This is a genomic window from Thalassotalea sp. HSM 43 (assembly GCF_004752005.1).
In the GTDB taxonomy this organism is placed as follows: Bacteria; Pseudomonadota; Gammaproteobacteria; order Enterobacterales; family Alteromonadaceae; genus Thalassotalea_A.
Genome location: NZ_CP038493.1, coordinates 168440 through 192881 on the forward strand (window position 1 = coordinate 168440; position 24442 = coordinate 192881).

The 24442-nt window shown below is 42.9% G+C and carries 13 protein-coding genes; 2 read left to right on the forward strand and 11 right to left on the reverse strand.

Annotated features, from left to right (window positions below):
- Window positions 1–580: 580 nt before the first annotated feature.
- Entirely contained in the window at window positions 581–2680 is a 2100-nt protein-coding gene (locus E2K93_RS00790) for a winged helix-turn-helix domain-containing protein (protein WP_135437258.1), read from the forward strand.
- A gap of 164 nt (window positions 2681–2844) precedes the next feature.
- Window positions 2845–3117 (forward strand): hypothetical protein, encoded by a 273-nt coding sequence (locus tag E2K93_RS00795; RefSeq protein ID WP_135437259.1) that lies wholly within the window; start codon window positions 2845–2847, stop codon window positions 3115–3117.
- Between the two features lie 194 nt (window positions 3118–3311).
- Here the strand turns inward: E2K93_RS00795 and E2K93_RS00800 are convergent, their stop codons facing one another.
- The 11 genes from E2K93_RS00800 to E2K93_RS00850 form a co-directional block, all read right to left on the reverse strand.
- Window positions 3312–4661, reverse strand: coding sequence for a tetratricopeptide repeat protein (locus E2K93_RS00800; protein ID WP_135437260.1), 1350 nt, complete (start codon window positions 4659–4661; stop codon window positions 3312–3314).
- Between the two features lie 14 nt (window positions 4662–4675).
- Window positions 4676–5281 carry an energy transducer TonB gene (locus E2K93_RS00805; protein ID WP_135437261.1) on the reverse strand — a complete coding sequence of 202 codons (606 nt, stop codon included), beginning with the start codon at window positions 5279–5281 and terminating at the stop codon, window positions 4676–4678.
- Between the two features lie 24 nt (window positions 5282–5305).
- Complete coding sequence (locus E2K93_RS00810) at window positions 5306–5719, reverse strand: ExbD/TolR family protein (RefSeq protein ID WP_135437262.1); 414 nt, start codon at window positions 5717–5719, stop codon at window positions 5306–5308.
- Between the two features lie 21 nt (window positions 5720–5740).
- Window positions 5741–6280 (reverse strand): MotA/TolQ/ExbB proton channel family protein, encoded by a 540-nt coding sequence (locus E2K93_RS00815; protein WP_135437263.1) that lies wholly within the window; start codon window positions 6278–6280, stop codon window positions 5741–5743.
- A gap of 3 nt (window positions 6281–6283) precedes the next feature.
- Window positions 6284–7660 carry a MotA/TolQ/ExbB proton channel family protein gene (locus E2K93_RS00820; protein WP_135437264.1) on the reverse strand — a complete coding sequence of 459 codons (1377 nt, stop codon included), beginning with the start codon at window positions 7658–7660 and terminating at the stop codon, window positions 6284–6286.
- 15 nt (window positions 7661–7675) lie between these two features.
- Window positions 7676–8443 (reverse strand): DUF3450 domain-containing protein, encoded by a 768-nt coding sequence (locus tag E2K93_RS00825; protein WP_135437265.1) that lies wholly within the window; start codon window positions 8441–8443, stop codon window positions 7676–7678.
- A gap of 712 nt (window positions 8444–9155) precedes the next feature.
- Window positions 9156–11828 (reverse strand): TonB-dependent receptor domain-containing protein, encoded by a 2673-nt coding sequence (locus tag E2K93_RS00830; RefSeq protein ID WP_135437266.1) that lies wholly within the window; start codon window positions 11826–11828, stop codon window positions 9156–9158.
- Window positions 11829–11934: 106 nt separating this feature from the next.
- Window positions 11935–14751 carry a hypothetical protein gene (locus E2K93_RS00835; protein WP_228445410.1) on the reverse strand — a complete coding sequence of 939 codons (2817 nt, stop codon included), beginning with the start codon at window positions 14749–14751 and terminating at the stop codon, window positions 11935–11937.
- Window positions 14752–15241: 490 nt separating this feature from the next.
- A complete protein-coding gene (locus E2K93_RS00840) occupies window positions 15242–19384 on the reverse strand; it encodes a S8 family serine peptidase (protein WP_135437267.1) in 4143 nt (1380 codons plus the stop codon).
- A 43-nt stretch (window positions 19385–19427) separates the two neighbouring features.
- Window positions 19428–23156 (reverse strand): S8 family serine peptidase, encoded by a 3729-nt coding sequence (locus tag E2K93_RS00845; protein ID WP_135437268.1) that lies wholly within the window; start codon window positions 23154–23156, stop codon window positions 19428–19430.
- Between the two features lie 381 nt (window positions 23157–23537).
- Window positions 23538–24296 carry a hypothetical protein gene (locus tag E2K93_RS00850; protein ID WP_135437269.1) on the reverse strand — a complete coding sequence of 253 codons (759 nt, stop codon included), beginning with the start codon at window positions 24294–24296 and terminating at the stop codon, window positions 23538–23540.
- Window positions 24297–24442: the final 146 nt, after the last annotated feature.

Genomic DNA, 24442 nt, shown 5'->3' on the forward strand with positions numbered 1-24442 from the left:
AAAAGGCCAGCCCGAAGGCCGGCACTCAGAGTTTACTCTCCCCTAAGAGTTCTTTGCTAATTGCCGATAAATGGCAATTACAGCTTGTGGCAACGATATAGTTAATAGAGCTGTGCACAGGCTTACACTGGTTTAGATAATGCAGCGCGCTGTGTTCAGTGTTCGTATGCTGTGATTTACGATCTATAACCGTCAACTGACATACCTAACCCAGCTCTATCAATGTAGGGCGTTTTCGATCAACCCCGCAATCAATACTGCTATCCATATCAGCAGCTTTTAATACATGCCGCGGTGCCAACAAGACGTTCAATTCAAATTATGCGGCGAATAGTAAGGATTTTGTTAAGTTTTCGCTAATGAATTACATACATATGCATTATGTAAAAAAGGCATAGGTTTGTAACAACAATGACTTAATCGAACATTGTTGCTCAATTGATAAGATATATTTGTGAAAAATTTGAATAAAGTTGTTAACTTAGGCGAAAATAATTGAATAAATTTGTCATATTGGGCACTATACATGTCCTTAATTTTTGAACATAGGTCTAATTATTCTGCGTAAGGGTTTACAAACATGATTGAGCTTGAGAGTAAGCAATACAAACTTGGTCATTTTACCGTGGATTGCCAGTCTAATGCGATCTCCTACGACGGTGAAACCGTTGTCCTACCGGTCAAGGTATTTCAGTTACTGAAGTTATTTATATCTGAGCCGTCACATCAAGTTGATGTCGATAAAGCGATTGAACGCATATGGCAAGGTAATATCGGTGTTGGTAAGCGAGGCTTTACCAATGCGATGTGGCACCTAAGAAAGTCTTTTTCAGATCTAGATAATGGCAAATTAGAAGTATTTCGTACCATACGCAAAGTAGGTTACGTATTACTGATAGAGCCAGAGTCAGATTGTGCAAACCCGGTTCGAGAACAAGCCGAACCTATTCAAGAAGTCAATGATAATCAAGGAGTTAACACTCCTAAGTATATGTTGATAGGTATTTGTATTGCACTATTACTGCCAATAACACTGATCATTCACTACCTCACTAAAGGTGACTCAAAAACGCAGTTATCGCAATTAGAAAAACCGAAAGAAATCACCATCTTTCAAGGTATCGAAAATCACCCTGCGATAGACAGTAAAGGCGAAAAACTGGCATTTAGCTGGCGCCAATTTAATCGCCCAGGCCAAATTTATATTAAAAATCTCGCCGATCGAGATACCCCTATCCGCTTGCTGTCGAACTCAAACAACGATCAGATAGCACCGGCATGGTCACCTGATAATGAGCGTATCGCGTTTATTGAGAAAACCGCGACTAACGGCTGTCAAATTGTCATTCAAGACTTAGCGTCGGTGCGCCGCGACATCATCACAGATGACTGTGTTTATTCTGGCAATCGCAGTAACCTTGACTGGAGTAAAGACGGTCGTTATCTGCTATTTGGCAAAGCGGTGGCTGAAGCACAAGCACTGTTTCGTTTCGATCTGCAAAGCAAACACATGCAACAAATGAGTTTCCCAGAAAACTCAGAAAAAGATGTACTTGCGCGTTTCTCAAAAAATAGTGACGAAATTGTATTTATCCGACAAGGCTACCAGCAGGCACAAATTATTCATGTTGCCATGAATACGCCTGAGCGAATCGTTGTTGATAATAAAGATTCTATTATTGGTCTAGCATGGGACGCAAAAGGCGAACGTATTTATACCAACATTCTTGAGAAAGGCAGTTATCACTTATATAAACTGAACGTCGATAGTCTAGAACATACGGTGTTAAAGCAGATACTGTCGCCTGCTAATTTGAGCTTTGATAGTAATAATAACCGTCTGTTCTATGCCCAGTACAATACTAAAGAACACATCAGTCAGCGTACAATCAGCGACGGTCAAGAAATTAACCGTGTTTCGTCGTCTTATCGAGACATGTACGGTTCATACTCGGTAGCCAGTTCCGACATCATTTTTATGTCAAATCGCGATAAGAACTGGGACGTTTGGCGAAGATCAGGTAATAAGTCGATGAACTTGACCAAAGGTCTCGGCACCACATTACAGCCTAAGATATCACCATCTGGTGACCGATTTATCGCGACGATAAAGCCAAAGCATGAAAGTATCTATTCGCTATATATAGGCGATGTTGAAGGTAAGACCCTCAACCCTATTGTGCTACCTGGTATGGAGCCAACAGCCCTTACCTGGGGACAAACAGATAATGACGTTTACTTTGCCAATGTTACTGGCAATAGCCCTGGAATTTATCATTTGCAACTTAGTACAGGCACGTTAACCAAAGTCAGTGACCAACAAGTTAAGAGCCTGTTTTTTGAAAATCAATCCTTGTACGTCAGTAAAGAAACTGCTGTTGGTGTTTGGAAAATTGATCTAATAAGCCAAACAGAAAGCCAAGTAAATGATACCTTGGCGCAAGCTGATTATGGCAGCTATTTCATCTTGGATGACAATTTGTATTATCTAAAGCGAGATAACGAATACGACTACGTGATAAGACAAAATCAAGATGCGACGGAGTCGATTATTAATCGCTTCCCAAGAGGCAGCGTGCGCAAATACTTTGGCTTATCGCCAGCAGATGAGCACAGTTACTTATTAACCTTAAGTAATATTCCTGATGCGGATATTAATATGATCCAATTTAGCGGCTAACAATCTATAGCCGCTCAGTTATTTCCGGTCAGTATATATAAGCTGTTGATAACGCCCATAATGTAACATTTTGACGATAACCCTTGCTGCTTCATTGGAAATAGCCCTTTTTGCCGTCCATACTCTATACTCAAAATATTAAATCAAAATTAATAGGGTGAAATATGGACCTAAATCAAAAAGATCATGGCGTCATTGCGGTACTTCTAAAACGTTTTGAAACCGAGCGCTACCCTAAAATGCAGGCTCTGCAAAAGAAAGTAGATGACGGTGGTGTGCTTGATGAGCGTGATCTGGAATATTTAGAACAAATTCTTCACGACAGCCATCAAGTCATGGCGTTGGTCAAACGTCACCCTGAATACGGCTCGTTAGCGAAAAAAGTTTTGGAGTCTTATCAAGGTATTATGACCAAATCACAAGAAAATAATAAGTAGTAAACAATACATAATAGCGTTCACTACACAAACGACGACAAGCTAAATTGGTGTTGATTTGTACCGCAAAAAATAAGCACCGCCGGCAATATTAATTTTGCAAACGGTGCTTAAATCGATAGTGTGACTACTTGGTATTTGTCTGCCCCAAGCTAGGGTTAGAGCAGAACAGCTAAATAGCAAAAAAGCGCCAACTAATTAATCACTTCCTTATGGTTTTCTATCTTTGCTAATTGCATTTGATAGCCTTTCTCTCGCTCAACATAATTAGACCATTGTTTAGCCATTTTTGCTGATGACTCAATACGTTGTGCGTTTTTAAAAGCAAGTAATGATGAGTCAAACTGTTTTAAGTTAAAGTAACTTATACCAAGTGCTAAATGCATATCACCGATATTATCAAAACCGCCACGTTCTAGTGCTTTTTCTGCTGCCTTTATAGCCTCAGGCCATTTTTCAAGGTTAACGTATACTTGCGCGAGTTGTGCATCAAATTGACCGTTGTCTGATATTTCTGAGGCCTTTACCAATACAGGTAATGCTTTTTCATCCTCTTTGGCCAACATATAGGCTTGTGATAGCAATTCTAAACGACGCACATTGACCAACAATGTGCCGTCATCGATGTTGTTTTGCATCAGTACAGCAGCTTTAAATGGCAATTGATGATAAATGTACAATTGCGCAAGGGTCATCAGATCATCTTGCTTTTCAATATAGCCTGCGTGATATGCCGCTTCCATTACCGCCAATTGTTTTTTCTCTTCGCCTATTTCACCGTACATACCGCTAAGCTGTAACCAATATTGTGGCTTGTTAAACAGGCGAACCATATCTTCTAAAACTTCGGTAACCATTTTAGGTTGCTTAAGTTCATAATGGGCGGCGCGCTTTAATACCAACCAGTTCTCTTTTATCGGCTCTGCCTTTGCTGTTTGCACATCAATGGCACTATCAATAGCCGTTAACGCCTTAGAAAATTTCTTTTGTTGATAATAAATTTGAGCAAACAAGATATGCTGATTAGCTGATAACGGTTTGGTATTCGCTTGCTGCCATGCCATTAATGCCTGCTCGGATTTGCTGTAATCCTGTTGTTGCATGTAAAGCTGGGCTAATGAAAATTGAGTCGACAAATACAACGCATCAGAAATACCGTCTTTTTCGGCAACAACTTTTGCAAAGTTATTTATCGCTAGTTCAACCTCATCGGCACCATAATGCATAAAGCCATAGAAATTAAACAGCATGGCACGCTCATAACTGTTTAAGCTCGACAGACGCTCTTTAACCTCATCAAGGATGGCAAAGCCCCCTTTCACATCCCCAGCATCTGCTGTATTTTGTGCTCGTGCCAACTGGCTATATACCCGCTCACGCATCGCCGGTACGCGTTTGGTCTTTTTATTAGCCTGATCACTTTGTGCGGCATGAGCCGTGCTAAACAGATGACCTTGGTTAACGACCGACGCTTCAACAACAAACAATGAGCTGACTATCAAAGCAGGTATACCGAGCTGTTTAAATGGTTTGAATGTTTTCATAGTTTATCTCCAACTTAGCCGTCAATTTCAAAGGTGATCTTATTTTGAACACCGGCCACTTCCTGAGGCATACCATCGACAACACGTGGCTTGTATTTAAATTTAAGCGCCGCGTCCATAGCAGCACGGTCAAAAATATTTTGCGGCTCAGATTGCACCACAATCGGATCTCTTACTGAACCATTGGTGGTTACCGTAAACTCAACAATAACAAAGCCTTCGATACCGCGAGACTGTGCTCGACGGGGGTAAATTGGCGCAACTTTAACGATTGGCAAATACTCTCCATCACCACTGTCTAAGCTTAGGCCGCTGCCAATACTCACATCCGCTTCGATGTCGGCACTAAACGTATTGGTCGACGCACCAGCATTTGGGTTTGCTTTGGCAATGTTAGGCTGCATACTTTGCGGCGGCGGTGTCTTAGGTTTTTGTGGCTTTTGCGGTTTGCGTTTTTTTTTCACCACCTGCTCATCGGGCTTTAATCGAATAAAGTCCAACATTCGCCCTTTCGGCGGTTCGCTTAACGCATCGTTACCACCTGATATTAGAGTCTGCATGCCCCAAAACAACAGGAACGTTACAGCAATAGCGATAGCAAATGAAATTAGGTATCTCATGTTCCTTCCTCTCGCATCTATCGATTAAGCATCTTGAGCAGCAATAGATACATCAAATACACCCGCAGCCCTTGCTGAGTCCATCACTTTAATAAGGACGTCTGTTGTGGCTTTTTTATCCGCTTGAATAACCACAGTACCTTGTGGATTTTCCGCTTTAAGACGTTCTATATTCGCCTGTACTGCGCGCACATCAATGCGACGTTTATTTATCCAAATCTCGCCCTTATCACTTATTGCGACTAAAATGTTAGCCCGCTCTTTTTTCACAGCAGTTGCCGCTTCAGGGCGATTCACCTCAATGCCCGCCTCTTTTACAAATGACGCGGTAACAATAAAGAAAATAAGTAAGATAAACACGACATCTAGCATAGGAGTCATGTTGATTTCTTCGTTATCTTCCTGTTCGGTTAAGACTTTGGTTAATTGATTTCTCATAATGGTTCCTTGATGCTGCCATTAGTGAACTAATGGCATGGCATCTTCTAATAATTCTGTTTCACGTTTGGCTCGGCGCTGTAAAAACGTTGCCGCAAAAACACCGGACAAACTGCCCACCATTCCCGCCATTGTTGGAATCGTTGCTTTCGATACACCTGACGCCATAGAACGGGCATTACCGCTGCCGGAAATAGCCATGACATCGAACACTTCGATCATTCCAGTCACGGTGCCCATCAGACCTAACAGAGGACATAAAACAACAAGTGCTTGTATCAAAGCTAGGTTTTGCGTCAGGCTTAAATTCCCTTTCGATATTTGCGCTTGGCGAATGTGTTCGCTGTTCCAACAACTGACTTTGTCGTTTGCTTCAGAACGTGCATTCCATCGAGTTAAAATGTCTTTTTTAAGCGCTTTAAACTTGATAAAGAAAAACATAAAGCGCTCAATTATCAGTAGCCACATAAACAGGACAACAAAGGCGATAACAGTAAGAACCTGACCGCCAGTTTCCATAAACTCGCGGATGTCGTTCATCATTTCGATGAATAACAACATGGTTTATGCCTCTTTCTCAGAGCGCTCGGCAATAATGCCTGCGCTTTGTTGTTGTAAAATACTGATGATGTTGCGGCTACGGGTATTAAGCCACGCGAATAAGAACACCATAGGAATTGCAACAACCAAACCTAACACAGTTGTCACTAGGGCTTGGGATATACCCCCCGCCATAAGTTTAGGGTCACCTGTACCAAATAATGTAATTGCCTGGAAGGTGTTGATCATACCGGTTACCGTACCAAGTAAACCGATAAGTGGTGCCACCACAGAGATGATCTTAATCATGGTTAATCGTGAGGTAAGCTTAGGTAATTCACCTAATACCGATTCGGATAACCTTAACTCGAGAGTATCGACATCTGCATTAGGGTTATTGTCTTTAACCAGCATCACACGACCTAAAGGGTTGTCGTCGCTGGCGACATCAGATTTCAACTGACGCGAGACCTTGTTGCCAATTAAAAACAAGGCAATAAAACGTTCTAACGCTATAAGTAGTCCAATCGCACCGATAGCCAGAATGATGTAACCAACGGTACCACCTTGGTCAGTACGCTCTTGCAGATTTGGCGCCTGCACTAATAACGCAAGGATCGAACCACCTGTAGGGTCAAGAGCAAAAGATACTTGCTCACCGTTTGCTGCACTCAAGGTTGCAGCACTCGCTAGATGTCGTGAAACCGGTTGGCGTTGCAATTCGGCAACCGAGCCTGTTTCAAAGATATATTCTAGATATTGGCCATTAGCCACTAAGTTAAAGTTACCAACACGAGTAACTTCACTGTTTTGTTTTTGACCGTTTGCTAGTACAACCTCACGCTCAAACTTAACGACTTTACCGCTTTCCGTCATTTCACGTTGTAACTCAAACCAAACGCGTTCAATTTCTTCAATTGAAGCAAGCTTGCTTGACGCCCCCATAGATTGGGCAAATTCGTCAAGAAATTGTTCACGACCTGGTATTTGTGCTGATACGACAGAGGTTTGGAATTTAGATTTAGTATCACCAGCCACTTGTTGCAGCACACCAAACAATTCTTTTAGCTCACCCATGCGTTTATTTAACGCATCGGTTTGGTTTGCTAGTTTTACTTCGTTTTCTTGATAACCAAGCTCTAGACGTTCCGATAAACCAATGGCTTGTTGACGACGATCATCTGCCGCTTTTAGCATCGCGTCTTGCTCAGACTTTTTCGCAGCAAACTCAGCCTCACGCTGACGATTTTGCGCATTTTGAGCCACTTTACCTTTTTCCAATTGGCTCAAAAGTTGATCAAGGTTTGCCGCTTCTTGAGCAACAGTAACGTTTATCGACAATGCAGAAACTAGCGCAGCACCTGCTATTGAAATGAATTTACGTGTATTTTTAATAGTCATTATTCTTATGTCCTATTACTTAGCAGATTGCATAGGCACAACAATCAAATCTGGTGCCAATTGTTTACGGGCAATGCGCAGACCTTTATTTATGTCAGTACGCATACTTTGCGGTAGCTCGTCCCAACGACGAGTTTCTTGGTTCCATAAGCCCATTTGGCTTCCGTCACGAGTTTGGTAAATAAGGCTGACGCGTCCTATACGCAGAAAGTCGACGTTGCTCTCATTACCGTCAATATCGAGCATGCCGGTATAAGCTTCAATCGTGCGACCGTAATCGGTTTCAACTTGATATGCTTCAAGTACGCGGCGGAATTTTTCTGAAACCGCAACATCAGCTCTGTCCATCATCTCTTTCAAATTTGCGACACGTTGCGTACGCTCTTCGACTAAAAACGGAACATCCAATGCGACAAATTGCTCCAGTGTGGCAATCATACGACTCATCAATGGTGAGATTTGGCGTTCAATAACCGACACCTGTTGCATCGATTCTTGTAGTTCAACAAGCTCTTCAACTTGGCTATTGATTTGACGTTGCATCTGCCCATTGTAAATATCCAGACCTGCTACTTCTTTGTTTATGGCTTTAAATTGTTGCAGCTTAGATTGAATATCTTGGTTAACTTTATTAATGCGTTGTTGTGATTGTTCTGCAGATTGGTTGATTTCTTCACCTGCTTTTACAACCTGTTTTAATTGTTGATCAGCCGCAATACCAGCAGTTGCAAAAAGCGAACCACCTAAAACGACACTGGCCAGTACAGACTTGGAAAATTTCATAACGATCCTTTGGCTTGTGCTGTCATCCCTATTGAAAGATGACAATAATGGGTTGAAAGTCTGTTTACGCCTCTTATAAACAATGAGTGGAAAGCTCATAATTGACGTAAACAGCTCTTTAAAATTTGTTATAAATTGTAATGACCATTTGTGACACTTTAGTTAAAGCAATGTGTCAGTTTTTTGAAGATGACAATAAGGTGACAAGTTTGTGTGGCTTAAATGACGGTATGTTTACAGTTGTCATAAACTCGTCATAATCAACCAACACTATGCGGGTGACAGTAAAAAGGCGCCGAAGCGCCTTATCTATAGGTATCTACCTGATATTTAACAAGCATTGCGTCCCTGCTACCTGACCGAAACTTTGCGTCCCTGCTACCTGACCGAAACTTTGCATCCCTGCTACCTGACCGAAACTTTGCTCCATGCAGTTTCGATACGAGTACATCCTTGTTACCTGACCGAAACTTTGCTCCATGCAGTTTCGGTACGAGTACATCCTTGTTACCTGACCGAAACTTTGCTCCATGCAGTTTCGGTACGAGTACGTCCTGCTACCTGACCGAAACTTTGCTCCATGCGGTTTCGGTACGAGTACGTCCCTGCTACCTGACCGAAACTTTGCATCCCTGCAGTTTCGGTACGAGTACGTCCCTGCTACCTGACCGAAACTTTGCATCCCTGCAGTTTCGGTACGAGTACGTCCCTGCTACTCGAAATCCCATTTGAATGAGATGTCAAAACCGATACCTTGTGTACTTGAACGGTACAGCTGATCATCAAATTCGATCTCTTTCTTCTCATCAAGCACATTGTTTACTTTAAACTTCAACGTAGATGAATACGTTGGGTAGTAGGTGTAAACTAAATCCACTGAATGGAAAGGTTGTTCGAATTTGTCATCTTCACCTTCGATTCCAGGGAAAATGATGCGCTCACCAAATACGTTGTAGGCAAGTGTTGCACTATGGTTACCATTTGGCGCATCCCAGCCAAGGTTTAAGTTAACAACATACTCAGAATGTCCCGTCAATCGACGCTCGGTATTGGTGATTGCCGCTGACACACCGGTTTGCTCAACAACTTTTTGGGTATCAATGGTCACTTCAGAATCACTGATGGTAACGTTTCCTGATAAGAAAAAGTCTTGACCGTAACCACCTAAGAAAGTGAAGTCTTTCAAGAACTCTGCTTCAATACCGTATACTTCACCTTCTTCGGCGTTAGCAATACGAATCAGAGCCGGACCATCTTGTGCTGGTGATTGTATCGATTCAATCGGGTCGATCATGTCTTTATAGAATAAACCAACAGACAAGTTTTCACCGGTATCTAAGTACCACTCCCAACGCGCATCATAGTTTTTGATTTCCGTTGAACGAACACCTGGTGTACCACCAATAGGTTGCCCCGTTAATGGATCCAAGTATGTCGCTGGCGCAATTTCACGAATATCCGGGCGAACTACCGTTTCACCATAAGACACCCTAAACTGAACTGAATCATCCATCACATAGGTTAGTGCCAATGCAGGGAAATAATCTTCTTCTTTACGAGTAAGCTCTTCAAGGTCTTCAGCGGTAGGCTCTTCCGGCAAATCAAATGAACCATCGGTTTTTAACGGCGCAACAACTTGTCTATAGTCTTCCCAACGAATACCTGCCGCCACGCGCCAAGTGTTATCGTAAAACCAGTCAACCTCACCATACCAGGCATCAATTTTTTGACCAGAGTAGTAATCATCACCATCAACCGTGGTATCACGTATAATTTGCTGATTACCAACCAATGGCCAGTTAAGCATGACATCATCGGTTAAGATGTCGTTGATTTTATCACCCGACATATCTAGTTCATCGAATGCTAGGGTATTGACGTCTACTCGACGTGCAAATGCATCACGGGCTTTTTCAACGAAATTACCACCAGCTTTCAGTTCAATCTCGCTTTTATCCCATGTTAATGGCAATGATACATTAAACCCTGAATTTTCTACGTCATCGTTTAAATCCTGAAAGGTATAACGAGACGCGGTGGTACCACGACGTAAATTACTTTCGTTTTCAAGATCAAACTCACCATCGTTATTGGCATCAAATAAAATGAAACGAGTAGAAACGTTGCCTGGTGCGTAACGATTAGAGCGGGAGTCTGAATAGAACCAATCTAGCCCTAAATACATTAACTCAGGAAAATTATGGGTACCACGAACTTGGTTGGCAATAAGTTCACGTTCTTCATAAATGGTCTCATTATCACGAATACGCAGACCATCTGATATCAATACGTTATTTGAATTACCTAACTTGATTGACGTTTCATCAATAGTGTCATTTAAGATCATGGTAGATAAGTCAATGCGATGATCACGGTTGTATTCAACACCAAAGTTAAACATTCCCGACCACTTAACGGTGTGTTCTGTGGTTTGGATATCATCAAAGCCACGGATCATCTTATAACTACCATCACCATTGTTGGTGAAATCCTGACCTTCAAACTCTTCTTTGAATTGGTATTCGTTATCGTAAGATACCGCCGCTAAATAACCATAACGCCAATCACCATTGTCTGAATCAAAACGATCACCTATGGTGAAATCCACACCGAAATCTGGATCGACATTTTGTTGCACGGGATCGTAATCACGATTTAAATCAGCGGCAATTTGACGATTTTCTTGTTGTGTTAGATCTTGCAAACGATCGTAGTTATTCCATACTGATTTTAGTGAACTTGGTGCACCACGAGTGCCATCGTCACGCCCATACCAGTCGTCATCACCACCGTTGTATTCAAAGCCTTCACCAAAGTTATCAGTGTTTCCACCAATATTGGCACCAACTTGCAATGTAAAATCTGAAGGGATGGTCTTAATTCGAATATCGACATTACCACCACCAAAGTGGGCTGGCATTGATGCCGAATACGATTTTTGTACAGACAAAGATTCAACGATTGACGATGGGAATAAATCCAGTGGAATAACGGTACGTGTTGGATCAGGGCTTGGTACTTGTGCACCATTTAATAACGTCGATGAATAACGTTCACCAAGACCGCGTACGTAAATAAATTTACCATCAACAAGCGTTAGACCTGTCACACGTTTAAGGGCGGCAGCTGCATCGCTGTCACCGGTGCGGGCAATTTGCTCAGCACCTAAAATATCCGCAACGAAGGCTTGGTTTTTACGTTCTTGTAAAACCGCTGTCGCCGTACCTTTAAGGCGACTTGCCTTAACAACGACTTCTTCAATGGCCTCATCTTCAATGTCTGATTCTTGAGCTAGAGCAGTATTTGCGGTCATTGCCGCAACCAAAGCTAGGCTCAAACTAGACAATCGAAAAGCGCCTTTAGTTGCATTAGTATTATTATTCATTGTTAACCTCATATGATTGGGATCAGCCTTAAGCCGATGCTATTAGCAGGTCGTAATAAAAAGCCTGGCTAAACTAAATCTCATGCCTAGCCAGGCTATTCGTTTATTACTTAAGACCTACCGTCCAACCAGCTGTCCAATCGTTATCAGCAGATACCGCACCGATATGGTCAGCATTGTCGAAAAACGAATCGCCAGAGAAGTCTTTTGGTTGTGTTGCATCGATGGTGTAAATACCGTCTAGTACGTCCATCATGCTTGCAGCTGTAGAGTTGTCGCTTAGACCAAGAACCCATGCACCTAAGTCGAAGTTAGCATTGGCATCTTCGTTACCCGCTTGCGACTTGAAGTTTTCACCACATGCAAATACAGAGTTAGTAATAACCGTATCGCCAGCCGCAGCTTGGTCAACCGTTAGACCCGATTCAAGCTCTAAACACTCGCCCATACCGTCATAACCGGTTACCACAAAGTTATGAAGTTGCGCTCGAGTACCTTCTCGTAAGTAGATACCTTCAGAATCTTTATCTGATGTGTCAAAGCCGTTACCTATGATGGTCATATTGGCAATGGTAGGGTTAGATTGTGGTTGCTTGCCTGGGTTAGAACCATCGTTATCTGCTTCGATAGCGCGGTTAGCTTCACCGTTTTCATCAGCGTGCTTAACAAGCACGTATTGAAGCTTACCTTTAAAGCCGTTATCCCAGTCAACTGAATCGTCTTTATTTGCCGTAAGAACAACATATTTAGCGTTTACAGTACCGCCAAAGAACTCGATACCGTCATCAGCATTTTCGTGAACTTGGATATATTCAACAACCGTGTTTGAACCAACGCCACCAAAGGTAATACCGTTTAGCTCGTTATCTGGGGCAATTTCGTAACCAGCGTGTTTAACCACAACGTAGCGCAGTGTACCTGAACTATCTTGTGCATCCGTACCACCGAATACAGCGCCCTCTTCTACACCTTCAACTTGAAGTGCACATGCACTGCCGTCAGAAGGACACTTGTTAGATGGTGCATTACCTAGTAGTACAATACCGCCCCATTGACCTGAGCCTGTTGTTGCACCCGTTACATCTTGAGAAGACGTGAATGTGATTGGTGCAGATGAGGTACCATTTGCTTCGATTTTTGAACCACGGCTAACCACTAAGTAATCATTACCTGATTGACCGTAAATGGTTGCACCCGCTTCAACCGACAAGGTTGCTGAGTTTGCATTGTCACCACCAACAAATACCGCACCCGATAGAGAGTAGATATTGTTCGCAGTTAGGTTCATATCTTCACGAATGCTTCCTGAGATTTCACAGGTACGAGTGAAGCCGTCAACTGGGCTGATTTCTGATGTGCCTTCAGGACAACCGACTATCGGTGCTTGTGATACTTCTGCACCACCGAAACCGTAAGCCCAACCTTCACGCCAATCGTTTACACCGTCGAATGCACCAACATATTCGGTTGCATCAAAGAAGGTGTCTTTGGCAGATGCATCTTGACCTGCGCCATCTTCTACTAACGCAGAATTTGCTGAAGGAACACCCGTTGATGATACTGAAATTGACTCTTTCACCATATTGGTTTGATTCGCTAGGAACCATGTTTGTAAATCAAAATCGGTGTTGGTGTCGCCCGCTTGCGATTTGAAGTTTTCGCCGTTATTACATGCCATGAAAGTGTTTTCAAATACCACTTTACCAGCAACGGCTTGATCAACGGTAACACCCGCTTCTAGCTCTAAACACTCACCCATACCATCAGGACCGGTAACCACCGTATTGACGATAGTCGCAGCAGTACCTTCACGTAGGTAAATACCTTCTGAGTCTTTATCTTCAGTATCGAAGTTATTACCAATGATGGTCATGTTTGCAATCATAGGGTTTGATTGCGGATCTTTGGTTGGGTTTTTACCGTCATTATCGGCTTCGATTGCACGGTTTGCTTCGCCTTTGTTTTCAGCGTGGGCAACATAAACGTGTTGTAGCATACCTTTATAACCGTTATCCCAGTCAATCGAGTCATCTTTGTTACCCGTCAACACAAGATGCTTAACGTTTACCGCGCCACCGAAAAACTCAACACCGTCATCAGCGTTAGCATGAACTTGAATGTAATCAACGGTTGTACCAGAGCCTACACCACCAAACGTGATACCGTTTAATTCATTATCTGGTGCGATTTCGTAACCAGCGTATTTAACAACAACGTATTTAAGGATACCTGAAGAATCTTCCCAGTTTGTACCACCAAACACGGCACCTTCTTCAACACCTTCAACTTGCAACGCACACTCAGTGCCGTCTGAAGGACATTTGTTTGACGGTGCATTACCAAGAATTACGATACCGCCCCATTGACCAGCGGCAGTTTCTTCACCTTTAACGTCTTGCAACGACGTGAATACGATAGGCTGTGCTTTGGTACCTTCAGCGATGATTTGTGCATCACGATTAACTAACACATAATCATTACCCGATTGGCCAAAGATAACCGCACCAGGTTCAATGGTTAGCGATACTTTGCCTTCTGCAACAGAGTTGATGTTAGATGAGCTTGCTGCAACACCTGAACCAACTTTTAATGGACCATTGATAGCGTACATTACTGGTACACCATTGGCATTTGATATTAATGTCGTATCTTCACTAATTTCAGAACCAAGTTGTTGCACTTGAACTTGAATACCTAACTTAGCTGACAGTTCAGCCGATAAGGTTGCGTTTGGTGCACCTGGCAGTTCTACGTCAGGGTTAGTTGGTGTGCTAGGCGTTGATGGGTTATTTGTGACCGTATCACCAACCGATTTATCTACATTAGACTCAAGGTTGATATCACCTCCACAACCAGCAAGCATAAGGCTTGCAGTAATAGCGCTTACTTTAAAAATATTTTTAATTGTTATTTGTGTTTGCATTTTAGCTGCTCCGCAGATGTATAAATATGAACTAAACGCTGGCTATTCTACGGATGAAAAATGACACTTCTGTTTTAAATGGATGACACTTCTGTGTCGAAAAAATTACAAATTGATTACAACTTGTTACATAGAAACTGAAATACAGTTACTCAAATTCGACTATATAACGCGAGACATCCCTTGCTCTATCGCCTATTGCAGCGTATTCATTGCAGACCAAGATCTGTTCCCGCCGATGGCTAATTTTGATTAATGGGCTGCTAGTTAATATTAATAGCCATTAGTTTTTAGAAGGAATTAGCGGCAGCTCTATTCTTAACTAATACAGCTCAAGATATGTTTTAACAACCGACTATCACTATCCCCATCATTGCATTTTTAGTTTTGCTGATTGTTATTTAACAGCGCGAATAGGAAGACATAAAAAAAGCACCTGTGACATAGTCAACAGGTGCTTTTTAATTAGCTTAACGATTTATCGTTATGATTATTTGCGTTTTGCTAGTTTGCGGCCTAAACCAAGCATACCTAGTAACAACATAACCATTGATGTACTACCACCATCACCAGGCTTTTCTTCAACATCAACAGAGAAGTTAACAGGTTGACTGTCTTTCTCACCGTTTGATGCCACCATAGCAAATTCAAGGGTAGTCAACTCATCAACTTTAGGTGCTTCAAAGCTCATGACGTTATCAGCCGTTGTGATTTGTGCTGTAGGACCTGAGATTTGCATCCATCGGTAGCTGATTTGTGGGTTTTCAATAACCGCATCAACCATATTGGCTTGAACAGACACCATTTCGCCCTCTTCAATCAATGCAACCGTGTTAACCACTTCAGCCGTTGGACGACCAGCAATAAACACTGGACCTTCTTCTGACTCAACCACGTCAACTTGCTCTTGTGATGCACTATCAACCATAGAGTGAAGTACTGGTGTTGCATCTTGCATACCAATCACTTCGCTGGCGTTCAACACGACATTGAATACCGTTGTTGGTGCGCCTACTGGGTGAACATAGTCAAAGCTCAATTGATTTGATTCAACTTTGTATGCTAACTCATTCGCTGATTGCGACTGACCAACACCTTCGATGATTTGGTCAACAAGCAATAAGTCAACACCAATGTTGTCCGCTAAATCAACTGCGAAGTCATACTGACGGTCTTGACCACTATTGTTAGCAGCTAGGTGTACAGCAAAGGTGATCACATCACCAGACACAGATGCTTTCTTCACTTTAACGTCATCTGCACCGCGGGTCATGTTGACACGCACAGAACCGATGTTACGAGGAACTTCAGCATCAGTACCCAACCAGAATACACCGTGGTACTTATCGCCTTCAGTCATCATTTGATCCCACTCAACACGAGCGTCGATTTCTTCACGAGGTGCGGCATCTGATGGTACGTGTACCATCATGTTGTCTTCATCGTAAAGGATGCTATTAACGGTAAGTGTTACGTTATCCATGATAGGTGCGTCAGCACATTCCATACCTTCAGCAGCTTCTTGACCTTCTTCACATACCATTTGATGCTCTTCAAGTGGCGCTGGACCTTCAGCCCAGTTATGCACAAGAATCCAGTAAGTATCTTGAATAGGATCTAGAATATCAATCACTTCGTTTGAATCAGGACCCGCACTCATATAACGGATTAGATCCATTTCGATATGCGACAACTTACCATCAAGGTTTGCATCGATACCTACGAAGATATCCATATCTGGCGACGTAGTTTCATCAATTTTAACCAATAAGCGCTTAGTACCAGCCTGAACGTTTAAAGGAATGGTCTTGATGGTCTGATTGTCTTCATCCTGCCAATCAAAAATCACTCCATTGCTTGCATCACGCATTAGTTCGAATTCACGAACATCGGCTTTAACAATGCCAGATTTTTCTAATTGTAAGTCACTTGTTCCAGAGGTGATGATGCCTTCAACGTTTACGGAGTCATTAGTACGATGAACATCGATATCGATTTGTTCAGGCACAACACCGGCGATAAAGTTAATGGTTACTGGCAACGTAAGTGTAGGTAAAGACGCATCAGATGGTGTTAATACAACACGTGCATTTACCCACTCATCACGCAAGCCTTCACCTGCCATCGCCATAAACTTAACAACAGTCTCTTCACCTTCAACGGCGCTGAACGTCATCTTATCCGCTGACAATTCAAACCCTTCGTTGTAGTACTCGAAACTTACGCTGTAATCAGCTGTGGCTGTTGCTGTAAAGGTACGAGTCCAATCACAATCAATCAAACATTCGCCTTTTGACAAACTAGGCATGTTCATTTGATGTGGTTGACCGTGCCAGCCAGGTATTTCATCTTGCATACCATACTCTTCAGCGTATGGGTTAGCCGCTTCATAACCAGCGCGAGTCTCATTTAGCACAAGACCGGCTTTAACCGCTAAATCAACACGTGAACTACCGGCACCTGTGCGATGAAAATCAGCACGGTTTTTCTCACCGTCGAAATCATCGTCTTCTTTAACGTCGGTAAACGCCGTCATCATCAACGCCGATTGTGCTTCTGCAGGTGTCCAATCAGGCTGTGCCGCTTTCATCAGCAAGTACATACCAGCAACATGAGGTGTCGCCATAGATGTACCACTCATGTATCTCCACTCACCATCAATTTGAGCGTATACTGGGTTGGCACGGCTATGCATACGACGACCTAGACCACCGGCAACAATATCTACACCAGGTGCACCAACATCAGGGATTAAGTAATCGCCTGTGAAGTAATCAGGACCGCGTGAAGTAAAGCTTGCAGTAATATCACCCGCTTCAGGGTTCATCTCTAGCTCAGAATCAGTAAAGCTCACTGCGTGACCTTCACCGCTTTCTAACCATGCTAGAACCGCGTCACCATCTTCTTTGCTCAAATGTACGGTTGGTAATACGTGCAAATCATTGGCTACATTATCGAACTCTTCTTCAGAGTTGATAAAAACCATACCCGCAGCACCAGCTCTTAACGCTTCAGCACCTTTAGATAAACGTGACAATGGCTCGCCATCGGCATCTACACCACCACGACGACAAACAACTACCTTGCCGCTAACATTCTCAGCAGCCCATTTGCTCGGTAACGAGTTAGGACCACAATGGCCAAGACCACCAGATGTTTCAGCGCGTGTTGGATCTTCTACAGTAGCGGCATAAACCACTTCAAGTGGCGCGTCATGACCGACACCTGAAGTTGCACCTTTACCCATTAGATCGCCTAATTCGGTTTCACCACCGGTAAAGCTTGCTACCTTTTCTTCGGTAAAATCACGAGAATGAGATAGTGCAGCAACGGTTGTCACCCAAGGTGAGTTACCTGGAGAACCAACGGTTTTTTCACCTAAACGACCTGAGTTACCTGCCGCAACAGCGGTATGAATACCCGCTTCACGAGCAGACAAAAAGGCTAAGGCATCTGCTGAGAACCATGGTGATGACGCGCCACCACCTACAGAGTAGTTCAATACGTCAACATTATTGGCAATAGCATGCTCAATAGAAGCAACGGCTGCATCGTCCCAACAACCATACATACCACAAGTTTGGTATGACATGATGTTAGCATGTGGTGCTACACCACTAAGGCTGACTTTCATTTCAGAGTTATAGTACTTATGCTTGTAGGTTTGTTCCATGTCTGGATAAACCGTCGGGTATTGCACGTCGTGCACAACGTTACCAGCAATGGTCGAAGCAACGTGAGTACCGTGACCGTGACCATCTTGACCGGTTAAATAACGCATATCATAGCTTGGCCAAGCATGTGAAAAGCTAATATTTTCGTAGGCAATAATACCAACTAGCTTGTCATTACACCAAAATGATTGCTCAACACAGTCACCAAAGTACACGCCTTCACCGTATGGGTTGGTGTGGTCATAACCGTCACCACCGATATCGGCAAATGCTGGATGATGTGGTACGCCGTCAAACGCAGCGTCGCCGCGAGATGTATAGCCTACTTTCATGTATGAGGCGACACCAGTATCCATCACACCGATAACCAGACCTTCACCTTTTGAACCGGCAACTTCCATATTGTCCCAAATCGTTGGCGCACCAACGTGTTGAGGACCAACATCGGTCATCAGTTGTTTAAGTTCGTTCTTTTGTACCGCTAAAACGCCAGGCATTTTACGCAGAGACAACACTTCATGTGGCTCTAATTCAACCAATAAACCGTTTAGCGCCACTTGGTAGCGATCTAACATTTCAACGTTACGGTTAAGCTTACTTTGTACTTTCGCAAACACTTCATTTTGCTTAAGAGACAAGTAGTTACGGTAAACTAATGATGCTGAGCTTTGTAAGTCAAGCTTACCACTTGCGTTCGCATTGACACCGTTTGATGCCGCGATATTGGTTGCTCGAAAGCCTTTAACGCCACCTTGGTATAAAGCAACAGGTTCATCTTCAAGTAATACGAAATAACGCGCTTTTTGTTTCTGAGCATGAACTTTTGACTCAGCGTTTTTATCAGCAATGTTAGCTTGCACTGTAGGGATATCATCTGGGTATTGTTGCGACGCGATAGCGCCCAACGTCATCATACCCAATGGCAATGCCATTGCTATTTTATTTAATTTAAACTTCACAATTTTTTCCTCGTATGAGAGGCACGAGGCCTCTCACTTTTTCTTATTTGTACACGCGACGTGAGATAAGGCCGAACAGGGTTAGCATGGCAAACACAATACCTGTGCTACCTGCAGATGAGTCATCAGCTTTTTCTGAAATCTCGTCCTGATTTTGCTCTTGTTTTTGTTCAGAGCCTTGATTGCTTTGGGCAACCTCAACAGTGACTTGCGCTGCTGTATCATTTACGCCATCGGTAGCGACAACGCTTACATCGTAGTTACCTGCAACTTCCGCTGTACCTGAAATAACACCAGATGCAGTGATAGTTAAACCTTGAGGAAGGTTGGTTGAGAAATATGACACACCGTCACCTTCAACATCGATAAAGCTACCGTTCAAATCAACGTTTAGCGCTTCACCAACGGTTGTTGAAATTGTGTCTAGCAATTTCACTTGCATAGGCGCAACATCGTTGACGTTGTTTACAATCACAGTCACTTCAACCAATTTTGAATCACGGTTTTCGTAATCTGCTTGCAATTTAAGAGTAAAAGAGGTGTTGTCTTCGTAGTTAATCGCATCACGATTAGCAATCGTAATGGTACCGTCGGTAGCTACCGTAAACGGCGTACCTGGAATAGCATTAACTAAGTGAATTTCACCGTCTGAACGATCAGCTTGGAAGAAGTTCATGCTGTCCATGTCAAGTTGACCAACAACAGTACCGTTTTCCGCATTCTCGTAGACTACAAATGATTGACCTTCAATAATCGTGGCATCATAACCAAATGTCATACCTGACATATGGAATTGATCGTTACCGGTTTCAAAAATCATCACACCTTCAGGACAGTCTTCATGCGTTACCCAAATACCTGTAGAAACAACGTTCGGGTTACACTGCAAGCTCGCTGCAGCAGAGACACGTACTGTTTGACCAGGGGCAATTTCTTGACGATTAGACCAGCTAACCGCTTCACCGTCGTCATCTAAAGTGGCGATTTTACCTGTGGTTGCTAATAGCGTGTTTGCTTGTTCGATACAGTAATTCGGATTCCAGCTTTTCGCTTCACATGGAGTCCAAGTATCCCACCAGTTTGGATAACCGGTTTCACCTGTATGATCGATGATCTCTTCACGGTATTGACCATTAATTACTGGGTTGTAACGAATTACATCACCACTTACCGGCGACTGAGCGTCACGGTCAGAGGCAAACTGCCAACCCAAGTTACCATCAAAGGCATCTACTGATTGGAAATCGTCGTGATATAATTTGTCAACACAGATATGGCCAACGACGGTATCATCACCTATAGACACGTCTAATGGGATATCGCTGTGTTTAACACGATACATTGGATCCCACCAACGCCATTCCATAGCTAAATCAAGGTATCTAAGCTTTGGCTCACCTTGGTTGTCGGTGATCATTTCAAAATAACCTAGCTTGTCTGCATCCGTTGATGATTGGTCAAGCGCAAACGGATCATCGGCATATTGATCAGCTATCTCTTCCGAGTAAATAGTAAAGTAAGACAATACGTGACCGGCTTTATCAAAATGCTCTGCCATTGGTACATCAAACTTATCAAACATTTGCACGGCGATAGATAACATCGCGTTTGATTCACAACGATCATCTGCGCTGATTGTCGCGCCCATACGCTGGTATAGGTGACCTTGACCGCCAGCCTTGCTTGGCTCTTTAACTGGGATAGAGGTAATTGATGGCATTGTATGCAATACGCGGGTTTGCGCGGTATTGTTGGTGACATCGATCATTGAGCTTTCAAGCCACTCATACGATGCATTACTCAACTCTTCCAATTTCCCGCCATCATATGGCAAACGTGACTGTACGGTAGAATTAGCTTTTGTTAATTCTGCGTTACTTTTTGGAAATACTTGCCAAGCCATAGATAAATCTGCTGACTTGAATTTGTCATCGGTAAACGTGAAGTAACCATTCACAGAGGCTTTTGACCAATTTTCGATATTAAAATCTTCAGTCGACAAAAATGCGTCTGTGGTTAATTTAGTCGCGTCTACAGTCATGGTCACAGGGAACGTAACCGAACGATTACTCGGAATACTAACGGTTTCAGGGTAAACAAAGCTTACTGCAGCATTATTGGCTTTATCGCCATTAACGACTTGGTTAATACGGTATGTTTGTACTTTTTTGGTCAAGTTTTTAACCGTGATATAACGTGTTTCACTGGTTGTTGTAGATGCTTCTACAAAACCAAACGCCAATCCTGGTTGGTAACTTGATGATTCAAACACAACCGCGCTTGCGTTAACGGCATTTTCACCATCAACTAAACCGGTACCCATAAACGGCACTTCTGCCAATTTATTGGTGTATATATCAAATTCTTCAATATACGCTTGGTTGCCGACGATGTTGCTGGCATTTGCCGTGTTTGCAACAAGCGCTTTGGCTTCAATTGGGCTCAATTGTGGGTATTGCGCTAGAATTTTAGCCGCTGTACCTGCCGCGTAACCGGCTGCGTAACTTGAATGTGGAGACACCACTAGGTTGTCTGTACCAGAGCCTGCAATAGGACCTTCAACATTTTCACCTGGGCCAACCACTTCTGGCTTCAATAAATGACCGCCACGAACAGGACCTGCCGGCGTAAAACCACTTAGTTGTGCTGTTTCGCCATCGATAGCAACGCTACCAACAGTTAACGCTTCAGGAACTGCGCCACGCCATGCCAGGTTAAAATACTGGTCATAGTACGTTTGACCTGCACCAACCACTAACAAAGAACCAGTCGCACTTAGACGTCGTACTAGGCCAATATCACGAGTAGCTTGTGAGCCTTGCGTGTCACCTTCAACATAAAACGCACTGTTGCCCCAGCTGTTCATGACAATAACGTCTGGACGATCGCTGATGTCGCCATCTTGGTTTGGATCGATAATCACATCTAGTACTGGGTAAAAATATACATGTGACCAATCGTAGGTTTTGTACGATAAAATTTTCGCATCAGGTGCTTGAGATAAGATTTGACTCGCGATCACGGTACCTGATGGCAAGTTACCGCTGGCAACATTAACATCATTAGCGTTTTCTAGCGGGTTATAATCGATTGTATGATAACCTTCAGGCGCGAAATCTAGACCACCAATAACTGTATCGGTAGGGAAACCATCCCATGCGTTATGGCGGTTTTCCCAGGCTAAGTTATAGGCTTCAGCAGTACCTTCACCGCCTAATGCTGCGTGAGTGTAATCAACACCGTTAGCAATAATAGCAACCGTTACCGCATCGCCTGCATCTTTCACATTTAAGAAAGGAAAACGAGTAAACTCATCTTCAGCAGTGTAGTTTGGCTCTTCGTTTAACAGTTCAGCGAGAACAACACGAGAGTCTTCGCGAATAGTTTTTGCTGCTTCGTGCGTCATTTGCACATAGATAGCGTTTTCTGTTAAACGCGATTTACGTGTTAGAACGGCATTGGCGTCTAAGTTACGGATCGCCGCCATAATGTCCTGTTGTTGTTGTTCGATTACAGCGACGACCTTCGAGCGATCATTTCCATGTACTTGATAAGTGCTATCAAGTGCACTTTTTTCTGACAAAATGAAAAGATAGACACCTGTTGTTTCATGTGTCTGTGCAAAACTTGATTGTTGATCAGTTTGCGCTTGTGTTGAACCGTGCTGATAGGTAGATAGCTTATTATTTGTATCTTGTGCTTGCTCGGCGTGTGCAGTATTTGCTAGCGCCGCTCCTATCAACATAGCCAAAGTCGATGATTTAAAAATCATGCCACTCCCCTACTATGCTATTAAGCGTTTTTATAAATCCGATTTCTTGTCGATGTAATACCAACAAAAATCGGGGTTGCACGATTAATAAATAAGCTAAGGAAAAGACACAACAGATAGTTCCTCAAATCAGTGTCAATTTAATCTCAAGTAAATATCAATTACATTTAATTACAAACAGTTACATTGAAAAACAGGGGTATACAAAGTGCTCATCTGACCACAATTGATACAAATAATTTACAAAAAACATTCAACAATATGAGCTTAAAGATTCAAGGAATGTATATAAAGAAGGGAGGTTGTCCCCAGACTGGATTCCAGATGACAACCGGGTGTTAAAAAATAACGGCTCACAAGAGCGTTATCCAGTATAAATAGCTACAGTGGTTTGTTGACTAATTGCTGTTGTTTTTGCTGTATTTGTGACGTTAGCGTAAACGTCAATAAGGTTAATAACAGTAACGACAGCATCGATGCCAGAGACAGATAAACTAGCGTATTTAATGGCAAAAACAACCCACCGGTCACCATCACCACATCATTAAATAATAGCGAGGTCATTAAAATACTGACGATTGGCTTGGCTAAGTCTTGACCGCGTAATCGGCACAAATGACGCATTAACTTTGTCGCCAACAGCCAAAACCAAGTTTGCGCTACAACGCACAAAAATAAACCTAAATAGACATCACTAAGCAGTAGTAGGCGTGATAATGCCCACAACCAAACCAAGGTAACCACACTCGAAAATTGCTTTTTGACATCCTGTTTCACCACCAATCTTTGTAAGCAAAACACCAATATTAATGGCGCGCTAAAAGCAAATATTAACTCGTGCAATAAAACAGCGTCAAAACTCAGGTGCACTGGTGACAGCACAAAAGCAACCAGTAATGGTTTAAACATCAGCATGGCAATTAAGCACAACAAAATAAGCGTCACGGTGATCGAATAAGCTTTGCTTTTAAAAAATGACCATAACGTCATTGATTGTGAAAGTTGCGTTTTGTTCATATAAGCATGCTGGCCGTGTTTCGCTACCAATAACCGGTAACCATTGAAGATGCCGCTACTATACGGATCAGCAATGCAACGCCCCAATGACTTTATCGCAACAACACTATGCACTAAACGCATAAATCAATTTGCTTGGTATCTCCTAAAACAATAAAAGCGAGTAAATGGCTACTCGTTATGTGCTGCGAATTAACGGATAACAACTGCCTATATTGGCGAAGGGGACTACTACCGTCCCCTTGCCATACGTTGCAGAGCATCGTTAT

Excerpts from the sequence above, each read along its gene's own strand:
- E2K93_RS00815 (WP_135437263.1), bottom strand. The coding sequence starts at position 6,280 with ATGTTGTTATTCATCGAAATGATGAACGACATCCGCGAGTTTATGGAA.
- E2K93_RS00805 (WP_135437261.1), bottom strand. The coding sequence starts at position 5,281 with ATGAGATACCTAATTTCATTTGCTATCGCTATTGCTGTAACGTTCCTG.
- E2K93_RS00810 (WP_135437262.1), bottom strand. The coding sequence starts at position 5,719 with ATGAGAAATCAATTAACCAAAGTCTTAACCGAACAGGAAGATAACGAA.
- E2K93_RS00795 (WP_135437259.1), top strand. The coding sequence starts at position 2,845 with ATGGACCTAAATCAAAAAGATCATGGCGTCATTGCGGTACTTCTAAAA.
- E2K93_RS00825 (WP_135437265.1), bottom strand. The coding sequence starts at position 8,443 with ATGAAATTTTCCAAGTCTGTACTGGCCAGTGTCGTTTTAGGTGGTTCG.
- E2K93_RS00850 (WP_135437269.1), bottom strand. The coding sequence starts at position 24,296 with ATGCGTTTAGTGCATAGTGTTGTTGCGATAAAGTCATTGGGGCGTTGC.
- E2K93_RS00835 (WP_228445410.1), bottom strand. The coding sequence starts at position 14,751 with ATGCAAACACAAATAACAATTAAAAATATTTTTAAAGTAAGCGCTATT.
- E2K93_RS00845 (WP_135437268.1), bottom strand. The coding sequence starts at position 23,156 with ATGATTTTTAAATCATCGACTTTGGCTATGTTGATAGGAGCGGCGCTA.
- E2K93_RS00790 (WP_135437258.1), top strand. The coding sequence starts at position 581 with ATGATTGAGCTTGAGAGTAAGCAATACAAACTTGGTCATTTTACCGTG.
- E2K93_RS00800 (WP_135437260.1), bottom strand. The coding sequence starts at position 4,661 with ATGAAAACATTCAAACCATTTAAACAGCTCGGTATACCTGCTTTGATA.
- E2K93_RS00820 (WP_135437264.1), bottom strand. The coding sequence starts at position 7,660 with ATGACTATTAAAAATACACGTAAATTCATTTCAATAGCAGGTGCTGCG.
- E2K93_RS00830 (WP_135437266.1), bottom strand. The coding sequence starts at position 11,828 with ATGAATAATAATACTAATGCAACTAAAGGCGCTTTTCGATTGTCTAGT.